The sequence below is a fragment of the Arthrobacter sp. P4_H3 genome, assembly GCF_056400885.1.
The window spans coordinates 14,839-27,336 of the sequence record NZ_JBFUKK010000029.1 but is presented as its reverse complement, the minus strand read 5'-3'; the positions used below and the strand labels follow the sequence as shown (position 1 = coordinate 27,336).

The 12,498-nt window shown below is 67.5% G+C and carries 10 protein-coding genes; 3 read left to right on the top strand and 7 right to left on the bottom strand.

Features of this window, described 5'->3' with window-relative positions; translation table 11 throughout:
- Nucleotides 1–26 precede the first annotated feature (26 nt).
- On the top strand, nt 27–179 hold the full coding sequence (locus tag AC1DRE_RS23395; protein ID WP_476986874.1) for an LPXTG cell wall anchor domain-containing protein: 153 nt from the start codon (nt 27–29) through the stop codon (nt 177–179).
- Here AC1DRE_RS23395 and AC1DRE_RS23390 read toward each other — a convergent pair.
- The 6 genes from AC1DRE_RS23390 to AC1DRE_RS23365 all read right to left on the bottom strand — a co-directional run bounded on the left by AC1DRE_RS23390 (nt 169) and on the right by AC1DRE_RS23365 (nt 9,366).
- The gene (locus AC1DRE_RS23390; RefSeq protein WP_476986873.1) at nt 169–3,048 is read right to left on the bottom strand and encodes an ATP-binding cassette domain-containing protein; all 2,880 of its coding nucleotides are present in this window, start codon (nt 3,046–3,048) and stop codon (nt 169–171) included. The genes AC1DRE_RS23395 and AC1DRE_RS23390 overlap by 11 nt on opposite strands.
- The gene (locus tag AC1DRE_RS23385; protein WP_476986872.1) at nt 3,045–3,602 is read right to left on the bottom strand and encodes a hypothetical protein; all 558 of its coding nucleotides are present in this window, start codon (nt 3,600–3,602) and stop codon (nt 3,045–3,047) included. Before AC1DRE_RS23385 ends, AC1DRE_RS23390 begins: the two co-directional genes overlap by 4 nt.
- 144 nt (nt 3,603–3,746) lie before the next feature.
- On the bottom strand, nt 3,747–5,312 hold the full coding sequence (locus AC1DRE_RS23380) for an APC family permease (protein ID WP_476986884.1): 1,566 nt from the start codon (nt 5,310–5,312) through the stop codon (nt 3,747–3,749).
- A gap of 148 nt (nt 5,313–5,460) precedes the next feature.
- On the bottom strand, nt 5,461–7,101 hold the full coding sequence (locus AC1DRE_RS23375) for a GMC family oxidoreductase (RefSeq protein WP_476986871.1): 1,641 nt from the start codon (nt 7,099–7,101) through the stop codon (nt 5,461–5,463).
- Nucleotides 7,102–8,640 (bottom strand): aldehyde dehydrogenase family protein, encoded by a 1,539-nt coding sequence (locus AC1DRE_RS23370; protein ID WP_476986870.1) that lies wholly within the window; start codon nt 8,638–8,640, stop codon nt 7,102–7,104.
- Nucleotides 8,641–8,739: 99 nt separating this feature from the next.
- Complete coding sequence (locus AC1DRE_RS23365; RefSeq protein WP_476986869.1) at nt 8,740–9,366, bottom strand: TetR/AcrR family transcriptional regulator; 627 nt, start codon at nt 9,364–9,366, stop codon at nt 8,740–8,742.
- Nucleotides 9,367–9,513: 147 nt separating this feature from the next.
- On the opposite strand from AC1DRE_RS23365, the gene AC1DRE_RS23360 reads away from it, so the two are divergent.
- Together AC1DRE_RS23360 and AC1DRE_RS23355 are read left to right on the top strand one after the other, a co-directional pair.
- Complete coding sequence (locus AC1DRE_RS23360; RefSeq protein ID WP_476986868.1) at nt 9,514–10,179, top strand: GntR family transcriptional regulator; 666 nt, start codon at nt 9,514–9,516, stop codon at nt 10,177–10,179.
- The gene (locus AC1DRE_RS23355) at nt 10,176–11,360 is read left to right on the top strand and encodes an MFS transporter (protein WP_476986867.1); all 1,185 of its coding nucleotides are present in this window, start codon (nt 10,176–10,178) and stop codon (nt 11,358–11,360) included. The genes AC1DRE_RS23360 and AC1DRE_RS23355 overlap by 4 nt, the downstream gene beginning before the upstream one ends.
- A gap of 36 nt (nt 11,361–11,396) precedes the next feature.
- Here the strand turns inward: AC1DRE_RS23355 and AC1DRE_RS23350 are convergent, their stop codons facing one another.
- Complete coding sequence (locus AC1DRE_RS23350) at nt 11,397–12,320, bottom strand: LysR family transcriptional regulator (RefSeq protein WP_476986866.1); 924 nt, start codon at nt 12,318–12,320, stop codon at nt 11,397–11,399.
- Between the last annotated feature and the right edge of the window lie 178 nt (nt 12,321–12,498).

Here is a 12,498-nt window from a genome sequence, read left to right as displayed (position 1 = left end):
GCAGGGACAAGGCCTAAGCTTCCCCTATGGGAATTATCATCACACTGCTCATTATCTGGCTTGTCCTTTCGATCCTCGGCTTCGTGGTGAAGGGCCTGCTGTGGCTGGCATTCATCGGCCTGGTCCTGTTCGTGGCCACGGCCGTGTGGGGCTGGTTCAAGCGGAAAACTAACGCCTGATCTCCTCCAGGCCAGAAACGACGGCGGGTACGGCCTTGGCCTGCCCGCCGTTGTTGTAGACCGGCTTCACCCGCCGGAACGCGGCGAGAATGGCCCGCCCCACCACGGCGATTCCGACGATCGTGGTGATGGCACGCAGGGTGTCCCAGCCCGCCGTCGACGTCACCAGCGAGTAGAGCAGGAAGCTGCTGAGGTTGGTGCCCAGCGGCGCGCCGGCCACATAGGAGATGCCCGTGCCGGCACCGACGGCGAAGGGCCAGAACCACAGATTGGTCAGCAGGCCGAACAGGTAGGACGCCACGGCGCCGTAGCCGCCCAGCATCCACAGCTCGGCTTTGCCCCGCACCTGCCGGGGGAGCAGGCCGGCCCCGGCACCCACCCACGCGCAGGCGAAGATCTGGAACGGCGTCCAGGGCCCGATGCCACCCCACAGGGCGCTGGAGACGGCGATGGTGGCGGCTCCCAGGAGCATGCCAAAACGGGCACCGAAGGCCCGGCCGGCCAGGATCAGCAGGATAAAGACGGCCTCCACGCCCCCGACGCCGGTGCTCGCTACCCGCACCGCCGAACCTACGGCGGCCAGGACGCCGAGCAACGCCACCGTGTGCGCGGAGCGGACCGAACCGTCCATGGACACGACGACGGCGACGGCGGCGAGCGGCGCAATGGCCAGCGCCGCGTAGGGGAGCGCCGCGGCGGCATCCTCCGGGAGGGCTGCGGCGAGTAGCGGCCAGCAGAACGCGCCGAGGGCCAGAAGGTTTGCAGCGGCGAGAATTGCGAGCTCGACGCCCCGCGGCATCCGGACAGGACGCTTTCGTGCCGCACCTTGGGTGTCTGTTTCGTCGATGACCCGGGGCATGGGTCCGGCATTTCCGCGCCGGTAAAGCGCGAGGGCCGGTTCCGGTACGTTGGCCGGCATGGAAGAGGGCGCGACGCCGTCACGTATCGGGAGGATCCGGGCGCCGAGGCCGTGGGCAAAGTCGAGGTCGTGCGTGGCGATCAGGACCGCCGCACCGGAGTCCGCTGCCGCGCGCAACGCCGCCGCGACTGCTGTGCGCGCCGCCGGATCAAGCCCGCGGGTGGGCTCATCGATCAGGAGCACCTGGGGCTCGTCCATGGTCTGCAGCGCGATGGCAAGGATCCTGCGTTCGCCGGCAGAGAGGTCCCGGGGATGCTCCTGTCCAATGGGAATCCGGACGTCCCCCCGCAGACGGGACAGGCGTGACGCCGCAGGCACTGCAGGAAGCTGGTCACCGCCCGGGCGGCGGCGGTCCGGGTGACGCCGGCCTGAGCGACGAGCGCGCGCCTGGCGCCGATCGGCGGCGCGGAGCTCTGCTGCGACGGTATCCCTGGTGAAGAGGTCGTCCGAGGCGTCCGGGACGAGGGCGACGCGGCCGCCGTCGGCCGTTCCTTCGCCGCGCGTGCCTTCGCTTACTGTCCCTTCACCGAGGGCGAGCGCCACCAGGAGGGACGACTTTCCGGCACCGTTCGGCCCCACCAAAGCCACCACTTCTCCGCGGTGCAGGGTCAGCGATGCGTCGCGCACCAGCGGCGCGCCCTTGCGGTGCACCGAGAGGTTTGCCGCCGCCAGGACGGGCACGAGGTCCGCCGGCAGTGTCGGCGTCGGAACGGCAAGGGCACGGGGCAAAGGCGCGGATGGCGCAGCACCCGCCACCAGGGCGCCGCCGTCGATGGTCCACCACGAGTCGGCAACCGGAACGAGCGCTGCCGCACGGTGCTCCGCCACGATGACACAGACACCGTCATCGCGGGCGAGGGCGTTGAGGACGGCGATGACGTGCCCGCGGGCTGCGGTGTCCAGGTCGGCCAGGGGCTCATCAACCAGGAGCAGGGCCGGCTGCTCCACCACCGCGGCGGCGATGGCCACGAGCGTCGCCTCACCTGCCGAGAGGGTGCTGATATTCCGGTCCAGCAGCGCCGACACTCCGATATGCTCCGCGACCTCCAGCACCCGGGCCTTGGCGGTACCGGATGCCATGCCGCGCAGCTCCAGGGCGAGCGAGATTTCGTCCCGGACCCGGGTGGAGGCGAAGGCGGCACGGGGATTCTGCAGTACGACGCCGATGAGGCGCGCGGTATCGCGCGGCGGCGTGGCGGCACGGTCCGCCCCAGCGACTTGCACGGTGCCGGAAAGTTCTCCGCCGTCAACGTGTGAGAGGAGGCCCGCGATGCCCCGGAGGACGGTGGACTTGCCGGAGCCCGTGGGCCCGGTGATGACCGTGATGGACCCGCTCGACGGCGTGAACGCTGCGGCGCGCACCCGCGCGTCACCAATACGGAATTCTGCGTCCCGGACGAGGACCGGCGCCTCGGTACCCTGGCCGGGCAGGTGTGCTGCCCGGCTCCCGAAGCCGCGCAGCTCCAGGGCCGCGGCAACCCGGCCCGCGTGCTCAAGTGTCCGTTCGAGCACGGGCACCAGGGCGCGGGGTCCGAAGCGTTCGCCCCGCAACCGGAACGCCAGGCGTACGGAGGTCACGGCGTCGGCGAGCGCTGGAAGTGCCGCCCAGGCCACCACTAGGGTCCGGGCCAGGCCCTGCATGGGGCCGCCACGGGCAAGGTGAACGAAGCCGCGGGCCACGTCCACAAACGCATTGAGCAGGCCGAAACCGAGGATCATCCCGGCAATCGGCAGGGCGGACAGGACAGCCGCCCACAGCCCGGGCGCCGTGACCGGGCCGAGGAGGACCACATGGGCGTACGGGGCAGCCAGCGGCACCGCCGGCACGTTGAGCAGCACCGGTCCGCCAAGGTCCGCCCCGTTGAAAAGGATGCGGTAGATGACCCGCGCCGCGATAAAGATGGCGGCGAGAGCCGCCCCTGCACGTAGCGGCGCGGGTCGAAAGGTCATGCTGCGGGTGCGGCCGGTGCGCCGTCGACCGTGAAGAGCAGTTCCACGCTCTCTCCGGGGTTCAGCTTCAGGGTGGCGAGGCCCTCCTGGGCGTAGGCCCAGTCACCGGTGGCCGGCTTGACCCAGAGTGCCCAGTAGGCGAAGGCGGCGGGCATCTTGCTGCATTCTTCCCGGTACGTTCCGTCCTTGTGGGCGATGTCGAAGTCTGCGGCGGGCACGCCGTTCACACGGCACGCCAGTTCCTTGGGATAGTCGGGAGTGCCCTCGGTTTTCACCTTTGCTTCGTCGAGCACCTTGGATGCGAGCGTGGGCCCGTCCACGGGGACGCAAACGGAGGTATCAGAGGCAGCCTGCTTCAGGGAGCCCGAATCGACGATGACCTTCACCCCGGTGCAGGGCCCGGAGGCGGTGCTGGCTGAGGCTGTTGCCGGGGAAACCGGTGCAGAGCTGGTGGGCTGGGTGGCGGCCGGCGTGGAGCAGGCGGCGAGGGTAAACAGGAGACCGGCGGCGGCGAGGGAGCTCGCGGCGGCGGTGCGGATCTTAGTCAAAGTCACGTGTCAAGGGTAAATCGTTGCTGGTCCGGACCCGGATGCCGTCCCGTTGTGTGACGTTAGTTCACTCCTCTGCAAGGGGCCACTGACGCAAAAGGGTCGACGACGGCGTTCAGGCGCGTGCCGTCGTCGACCCTTTCTGGGGCGTTACCTAGCTTCCGATGCGGCCACCAGCGCATCCTCCGGGGCTTCGTGCTGCGCGGCGCGCGACGACGGATGTGCTGCGACTGCCGCGGCGTGCTCGGCCAGCACCCCGGTCTGGTGGCGGATCTTCAGGCGGTAGAGCAGGGTCCCGCCAATGATCACGGCGGCCACGAACATCACGCCGCCCCACTGCAGATACCACTCGAACGGCGGCACGGAGTTGTAGATCTCCGGGCGCGGCCAGACCAGATTCACCGTCATGGCCCCGCCCCAGAGGACCGCCAGGATGTTCACCGGCATCCCCCACTTGCCCAGGCAGAAGCCCGGCTCGGTGTCGTCATCCGCCAGCGGCCACTTCTTCAGCAGCCGCTTGCGCAGCAGGGGAACCGTGACCAGGAGGTAGGACAGGTAGATCAGGACAATGCTGATGCTGGACAGGATGGTGAAGATGGCCGGCTGCATGACGTTGACCAGCAGCGGGATGACGGCCATGACACCGATGACGATTGCGGCGATCTTGGGGGTCCTTCGGACCGGGTCCACCTTGCTGAGCTGCCGGCTGAACGGCAGGTTGTTGTCCCGGGCCATGGCGAACATCATGCGGATGGCGGCGGCGTGGACGGCCAGGGTGCAGACCACCACGGCCACCACGATGCATGCCAGGAAGGCTTTGCCGAAAGGCCCGCCGAGGACGGAGAGCACGATGTACTGGAGGCCGCCGTCGGCAGCCCCCACTTTCGGGTCGGTCAGGTCCGGTGCGGCCAGGATGCCGAAGAGCAGGATCAGCCCGCCCAGCAGGAATGAGGCCGTGACGGCGCGCAGGATGGCCTTGGGCGCGGTGCGCTTGGGGTCCTTCGTTTCCTCCCCGAGGGAGCTGGCGGTGTCGAAGCCGTACATGACGTAGCCGGACGCCATGGCGCCGATCAGGAAGACGCCGAAGAAGCCGAGGTCGTGCCCTTCGCCGAAGCCGGCGGTGTCGAAGAAGACCTCCGGGCCCCGCACCACATGCCAGCCCAGCGCGAGAATCAGCAGGACGGCCGCGACCAGCTCCACGAAGACGCCGATGCTGTTGATCCTGGTCATCAGCTTCACGCCGAATGCATTGATGAGTGTGGAGATGGTGATCATGATGGTGGCGAGCACCACGCCATTCATGGCGAAGTCGTAGGGGCCCGTGCCGTCACCGACGAACTGGAAGCCGGACCAGAGCTGCGGCAGGGTGAGCTGCAGGGCCAGTGCCACGGATCCGAGCGCCATGATGGAGGAGAGCAGGAGCAGCCAGCCCGCCAGCCAGGATGTGGTGCCCGAGGCGAGCCGCTTGGCCCAGTTATAGACCGATCCCGCCACGGGGTAGCGGCCGGCCAGCTCGGCAAAGCACAGCGCCACCATCAGCTGGCCGACGAACACGATGGGCCAGGACCAGGCGTACGCCGGGCCGGCCATGGAAAAACCAAAATAGAACAGTTGGAAAACACCGGTGAGGATGGAGATATAGCTGACACCTGCGGCGAAGCTGGCAAACTTGCCGATGCTCCGGTCCAGGGTCTGGGTGTAGCCGAATTCGTCCATGCCGCTTGAATCAATACTCTTGCTGGGTTCCAAAATGGACTCCTAAATCAGAAAAGCACGATGGGACCGGCCGCCCTGGGGTGCGGCGGAAATAACGCTTGTGGGGGCCGTCGCTGTTGGGGAAATGCGGCCCCTTAAGACCCGCCGCTCAGGCGAGGGACGTGGTGAGCTCCTTCTCTTCCAAGGCGTCTGCGACCGTGTGGCTGGCGCGGATGAGGTCCGCACAGCGCTCGCCGATCATCATGACGGTGATGTTGGGGTTGACGGTGACGTGCTCAGGCATGACGGACGCGTCGGCGACGCGGAGGCCGGTGACGCCCTTGACCCGCAGCTCGGGATCCAGCGGTGACATCCTGTCGGCGGCCGGCCCGAGGCGGACTGTGCCCACCGGGTGGTACACGGTGTTGTGGGTCTTGCGGATGTAGTCCCGGAGTTCCTCGTCCGTCTGCGCTTCGACGCCGGGCGAGAGCTCGCGGCCGGTCCAGTCGGCCATGGCGGTCTGGGCGGCGATTTCGCGGGCTTTGCGGATGCCGGCCACCATGACCCGCATGTCGTGGCCTTCGGGATCCGTGAAATAGCGCGGATCCACCATGGGCTTGTCGCGGAAGTCGCGGCTGCGCAGCCGGACGGTGCCCCGGGAGCGGGCGTGCGTGACGTTCGGGGTGAGGGAAAAGCCGTTCTCGGTGGTGGGGTAGCCGTGCCGCAGGGTGTTCATGTCGAATGGGACGGAACCGTAGTGCATCATCAGGTCCGGGCGGTCCAGGCCGTCCTCGGTGGGCGTGAAGATGCCGATCTCCCACCACTGGGTAGAGGTCTGCACCATGGGCTGCCTGGCCTCGAACTGGACCACGCCTTCGGGATGGTCCTGCAGGTTTTCGCCCACGCCGGGGGAGTCCACCAGCACCTCGATGCCGTGCGCAGCGAGGTGGGCTGCCGGGCCGATGCCGGAGAGCATCAGCAGCTTGGGGGAGTCGATGGCACCGGTGGACAGGATGACCTCGTGGTGGGCGTTGAGCCGGTGGGTCCGGCCGAATGCGGAGTCCACCACGTCCACGCCAGTGCAGCGCTTGTCCGCGTCGAACACCAGCTGGCGGGCGCGGAGGCCGGTCAACAGGGTGAAGTTGGGGCGGTCGATGATGGGGTGGATGTAGGAGACCGAGCTGGAGGCCCGGGTGCCGTCCGCGCGGCGGTTGATCTGGAAGAAGTTGGCGCCGTTGACCACGGTGGTGCCGGTGTTGAACTTCGCACGGGGAATGCCCGTCTGTTCGCAGGCGTCCAGGAGCGCGACGCCGGCAGGATCCACCGCGGGCACGTTCATCAGGTGCACCGGGCCTGAGGCCCCGTGGTGGGGCGCGTCCGGCCCCGCGTCCTCGTTGGTCTCCAGCCGCTTGTAGAGGGGCCAGGCGGCGTCGGCGTTCCAGCCGGTGGCACCGTACTTGGATTCCCACTCGTCCAGGTCCTCGCGGGGTGCCCAGAAGGCGATGCAGGAGTTGTGGCTCGAGCAGCCGCCCATCACCTTGGCGCGGGCGTGGCGCATGAAGGAGTTGCCGTTTTCCTGCGGTTCCACCGGGTAGTCCCAGTCGTAGCCGGATTCGAGCAGCTCCATCCAGCGGTCCAGCTGCAGGATTTCGGGCAGGTTGCGGTCGTCCGGACCGGCCTCCACGAGGGCCACGGTCACGTCCGGATCTTCGCTCAGGCGGGCGGCCACTGCGGCGCCGGCGGAACCGCCGCCGATCACGATGTAATCGAACGAGCGCTCGGTGGCGTCGTCGATGGTGTCGAAGTGCATCTAGTTCTCCTTGCCGTGGTCAGCAAACCAGCCGGTTACCTGCGGGCTGGTGTTCTGGTAGATGTGCTTGGCTTCCTGGTATTCGGCCAGGCCCGTGGGGCCCAGCTCGCGGCCGACGCCGGACTGGCCGAAGCCGCCCCACTCGGCCTGGGGAAGGTAGGGGTGGTAGTCGTTGATCCAGATGGTGCCGTGCCGCAGCCGGGATGCCACGCGCTGCGCCTTCCCGGCGTCCTGGGTCCAGACCGCGCCGGCCAGACCGTAGACGGTGTCGTTGGCGGTGGCCACGGCCTCGTCCTCGGTGCGGAAGGTTTCCACGGTCACCACCGGGCCGAACGCCTCGTCGATGACCACGGACATGCCTCTTTCCACGCGGTCCAGGATGGTCGGCTGGTAGTAGAACCCGCCGTCGTACTTTTCTCCCTCTGGCGCAGCGCCGCCGGTCCGCAGCCGCGCACCCTCCGCGATGCCGCGCTGGACGTAGGCGTTGACCTTCTCCCGATGGGCCGCGGAAATCAGTGGCCCGGTTTCGGCGTCGTCGTCAAAGGGCCCGCCCAGCCGGATGTCCCGGGCGCGGCGGACCAGCTCGTCCACGAAGCGTTCGGCGATCGATTCCTCCACCACCAGCCGGGCTCCTGCGGAGCAGACCTGCCCGGAGTGGACGAACGCGCCGTTCAGGGCATTGTCGACGGCGGCGTCGAAGTCCGCGTCCGCGAACACCACGTTGGGGTTCTTGCCGCCAAGCTCCAGGGCCACCTTCTTGACGGTGCCGGCTGCGGCCGCCGCGATGCGCTTGCCGGTCTCCAGCCCGCCCGTGAAGGAGACGAGGTCGACGGCGGGGTGTTCCGAAAGCGGGGCGCCCGCCCCCGCGCCGGGGCCGGTCACGAGGTTGGCGACGCCGTCCGGCAGGCCGAGGTCCTGCATCAGCTGCATGGCCAGGATGGCCGTGGACGGGGTCAGCTCGGAAGGCTTGAGGACGAAGGTGCAGCCGGCGGCCAGTGCGGGCGCGATTTTCCACGCCGCCTGGAGCAGAGGGTAGTTCCATGGCGTGATCAGGCCGCAGACGCCCACCGGTTCGTAGACGACTTTGCTGACGACGGCGTGGTTCCCCGCGTCGACCATGCGGCCGGCCTGCTGCCCGGCGAGCCTGCCGAAGTATTCGAAGCAGGCGGCAATGTCGTCCATGTCGATCCGGCTTTCGACCATGCGCTTGCCGGTGTCCAGGGATTCCGCCCGGGCGAACTTTTCGCGGCGTTCCCGCAGTCCGGCGGCGACTTTCAGGAGGAAGGTCCCGCGCTCAGGTGCCGGGACGGAGGACCAGACGCCGGAGTCGAAGGCTGCTCGGGCTGCGGCAATGGCGCGTTCGGCGTCCTCCCGGCCGGCCTCGGACACGGTGGCAACCAACTCGCCGTCGGCGGGGTTGCGGATTGCGCGCACAGCGCCGGAGGAGGCTGGCTCCCAGGCACCGTTGATGAACAGGGTGGATGCTGTCTCGGTTTTTGTGGTTTGGGCGACGTCCCGAAGGGGTGTGGCGTAAGTCATACGAAGGACAATAGTGCAGATTGAACGAGTGTTCAATGCTTTTTTGAACACTCGTTCAATGCTACGTATGGACTTTCATGGGGCGACTGCCCCGTTTGTTCAGGAGTTGTGGAGCCTATGGTCCTTGAGTGTCTGGTCCTGCACCGGCGCGAAGGCGATCTGCTCCGTGCGGGCGATGCTTCGCTGGATGGAGGCCTCATCAACGCCGAGAAGCGCCGTCAGCCACATGCCGTTCTGGATGACGACAATGTCAGCCGCCCGCTCCCTGCATGCCTCCCAGGAAAGGGCGGGTTGGGCGTTGGAAACCAATGCAGCGAGGCCGTCGAGGTAGCGGTCGAAGGCCTCGGCGTTGATCTGCGCATAGCCCTCGTCCGCCTGGGCGAGGGCCCAAAGGTGCAGGCGCAGGGACAGGTAGCGGGTGGTGAGCAGATCGGCGGCCGCCACGCGCCGCAGGGCCTGGCGCAGCTGTTCCTCCGGGTCTGACGACGGGTCGGGCGCCACCAGCCGAAGGTCGTGCTCGTCGACCCGGCGCAGGGCTGCTCGTATCAGGCTCGTCTTGTCGTCGTAGTAATAGTTAACCAGGCCGAGGGCGACGCCGGCTTCGCGGGCCACCGCCCGCATGCTCACGCCTGAAATCCCATGGCGGGACAGCAGATCCATCGCCGCCTCGAGAATGCGCGACTGCCTGTCCATCTGTTCGCCGGAGTTCACGGCCTTGGTCCCCATCTGGCCAGACTATTGCCTAACCCGCAACGAGTGCACTTCGGCGGCGCCGCATGACCAAAGCGGACGACGGCGGGACGTCCCGCCGTCGTCCGTCATTCGTGTACTTGTATAGATGTATACAAGTATGATGGGGTCGGAGGTCACCACATGGCAGATTCACCGTCCCGGAACACCGGGGCCCACGTCGTCTACACGGAACTGAAGCGGCAGATCCTGAGCCTTGAGCTCAAGCCCGGGGCACGCATTTATGAACCGGCAATGGCTGAGGCCCTGCAGGTGAGCCGTACGCCGCTGCGGGAGGCCATCCGGAGGCTCATTTCGGAGAACCTGCTGGAACAGCAACCCACCGGGGGCGTGCTGGTCCCGGCCCTGGACGAGGCAGCAATTTCCGAGCTGTACGAGGTTCGCGCGGCGATGGAATCGCTGATGGCGCGGCAGGCGTGCGTGAAGGCGACGGCGGCGGACATCGAAGCCCTCAACGGAATCCTTGAGCGCAACGCCGCCCTGGTGCAGTTTGCCGATGAAGCCATGAAACAGGGTATGGCCCTGCACGCGAAAATCGCCGGGATTGCCGGGAATTCGTGGGCACTGCGGTTCCATGACCAGATCTCCAGCCAGATGGAGCGTTACCGGCACTTCACCAACAGCACGCAGGCACGTCGGGACCAGGCCCTGGCACAGCACCGGATCCTGGTGGACGCGGTGGCGGCCGGCAAGCCCGAAAAGGCCGCCAAGCTCGCCTTCGACCACGTCATGGGTGCCCGGGACGCGGCGGTGCGTGCCATCACGGGCGGCAAACCCGTCACCTCATGATTGGTGAACTCGGACGCCGCTCGGCCGCAACCCTCCTCACGCATTCCGCCCTGATCCAGGCGGTAACCTTCCTGGTCCGGCCGGCCGCGACTTACCGGGCGCTCGAGCTGGATGTTCCCGGCTTCGCGCTGGGTCTGCTCGCCGCCAGCTACGCAGTGTTTCCCCTGTTGCTCGCCGTCCCCACGGGTGGACTGGTGGACCGCCTGGGTGAGCGCCGGCTGATGGCGATCGGGTCCGGGGTGGTTCTTGCCTGCTCTGTTTTCCTGCTGCTGTGGGGGTCGTCGATCGTGACCCTGGTCATCGGCACCGCTTTCCTCGGTGCCGGCCAACTTGCCTGTGTGGTCGGGCAGCAGGCGGTGGTGGCCAACAACGCTGCTTCGTCCAGGATGGACTCTGCCTTCGGCTACCTGACCTTCGCGGCATCGCTGGGGCAGGCCCTGGGGCCGTTGGCGATTTCCCTGGTGGGAGGCGCCTCAGTCCGCCCCGACACCCAGGCCATCTTCTTCCTGTCCGCCTGCATGAGCCTGGTGCTTTTCGTGGCCACTTTCGGCGTATCGGCCAAGGTCAGCGGCGGCAAAAGGAAAGCAGTTGCTGGCGATGGTGACGTCGGCAAAGGCGGCGTTTTTTCGCTGCTGAAGACACCCGGTGTCGCACGGGCTTTGGCCACCAGCGCCACCGTCCTGGCCGTGGTGGACCTGACCATGGTCTACCTCCCGGCGCTCGGTTCCGAGCGCGGGCTCAGTGCGGCAACGGTGGGCCTGATGCTCACCACTCGCGCCGTGTTCTCCATGGTCTCCCGGCTCTTGCTGGGCCAGATGGCCCGGAAGCTGGGGCGCATGCGGTTGTTGGTGTTCAGCCTGGCGTTGTCCACGGCAGCACTTTCCGCGGCGGCGATTCCCATGCCGGTGTGGCTGCTGTTTGTGGTCATGGCTGTCCTGGGTTTGGGGCTCGGCATCGGCCAGCCCCTCACCATGTCCTGGCTTTCGGCACAGGCCCCGGCGGGGCAGCGCGGCCGTGCGCTGGCCCTGCGGCTGGCCGGCAACAGGGTAGGGCAGGTGGTGCTGCCCAGCGCGATCGGCGTCGTTGCGGCCGGGCTCGGTGCAGGAGGAGTCTTCCTGGCGTCGGCAGCGGTCGTGGGCGGGACGCTCGTGCTGCTGCGCGGTGTGCGCCTGGACGGTTAGGGCTGGCTGCTGCGGCGGGATCCCGGCGAGGGCGGTTCAGGACGCCGAGCGGGTGTCGAACGCCGCGGCTGATTCCCGTAGCAGGCGTGCGACGGTGTCCACCGGGGTGCTGGTTGACCGCCGCCGGTCGAACCGTCGCAGGACGATGCGACGGGTTCCGAGTCCGGGGACATCCAGGACGTCCACCCCGTCATGGCTGACGCCGCTCAACGCCAAGGTGGGCACGATCGCAATACCCTCGCCCGCGGCTACGAGCGCGAGAGCGGTCAGCGTTTCCTGGTACTGGTGCGCAGTATCCATCTGGGCGCCCGTTGACTGACGGAGCCGGCCGAGCACCGCAGCGTTGGCGGCTGTCGGCTCGACGCCGAGCCACGGAAGTGGCAGCCGGGCAAGGTCGATGTTCTCGGTGGTGAGCAGGGCACCCGAGGGAACCACCAGCTTCCAAGGCTCATCAAGCAGTGGTTCCTCGGTCATTCCGGCGGAGAGCGAACGCTGCTCGGCCGTCGTCGAATCGAGCTCGACCACGACCGCGTCGAGCTGGCGCTGGCGGAGCAGCCGCATGAGGGCCGGAAAATCGTCCTCGACGATCCGGATCTGCAATTGCGGGTACTGGGTGCGCCACTCGGGCAGGCGCGGGATCACCACCGTCCGGACAAAGCTGGTGAATCCGCCCACGCGCACGATTCCTGCAATTTTGGCCCCGCCTTCGATGCGGGCGCGAGCAACGCTGAGTGCACGTTCAATCTCCTCCCCGGCTTCCGCTACAGCCAGGCCAGCGGGTGTCAAAACTGAGCCTTTGGGTGTGCGCACCACCAAGGCGTGGCCCGTCTCGTCTTCCAATTTGTTGAGCTGCTGTGAGACGGCCGATGGGCTGATTCCCAGCTCGTCGGCCGCGGCCAGCACCCCGCCCGTGCGCGCAATCGCAAGAAGCACGCGCAGCCTGCGCGGATCGATGTCCATGTTAAGTAGTTCTAAACCATGTCTTCAGTGGAATGCAATTGCTCTAAAGGTGCGCCGTACTCATAATTGCTGTTGAAACGACAGGCTTATAGGGACATCCGGGCCTTCCAAAACACACCTAGCCCATGATCTACACTCCGCCCGGCGGATGGCAGCAGGGCGCCACTTCTGAAAGGAC

What these genes read in the sequence shown, in the direction of transcription:
- AC1DRE_RS23395 (WP_476986874.1), top strand. Translation starts at nt 27, where the DNA reads ATGGGAATTATCATCACACTGCTCATTATCTGGCTTGTCCTTTCGATC.
- AC1DRE_RS23390 (WP_476986873.1), bottom strand. Translation starts at nt 3,048, where the DNA reads ATGACCTTTCGACCCGCGCCGCTACGTGCAGGGGCGGCTCTCGCCGCC.
- AC1DRE_RS23365 (WP_476986869.1), bottom strand. Translation starts at nt 9,366, where the DNA reads ATGGGGACCAAGGCCGTGAACTCCGGCGAACAGATGGACAGGCAGTCG.
- AC1DRE_RS23380 (WP_476986884.1), bottom strand. Translation starts at nt 5,312, where the DNA reads ATGGACGAATTCGGCTACACCCAGACCCTGGACCGGAGCATCGGCAAG.
- AC1DRE_RS23360 (WP_476986868.1), top strand. Translation starts at nt 9,514, where the DNA reads ATGGCAGATTCACCGTCCCGGAACACCGGGGCCCACGTCGTCTACACG.
- AC1DRE_RS23375 (WP_476986871.1), bottom strand. Translation starts at nt 7,101, where the DNA reads ATGCACTTCGACACCATCGACGACGCCACCGAGCGCTCGTTCGATTAC.
- AC1DRE_RS23350 (WP_476986866.1), bottom strand. Translation starts at nt 12,320, where the DNA reads ATGGACATCGATCCGCGCAGGCTGCGCGTGCTTCTTGCGATTGCGCGC.
- AC1DRE_RS23370 (WP_476986870.1), bottom strand. Translation starts at nt 8,640, where the DNA reads ATGACTTACGCCACACCCCTTCGGGACGTCGCCCAAACCACAAAAACC.
- AC1DRE_RS23355 (WP_476986867.1), top strand. Translation starts at nt 10,176, where the DNA reads ATGATTGGTGAACTCGGACGCCGCTCGGCCGCAACCCTCCTCACGCAT.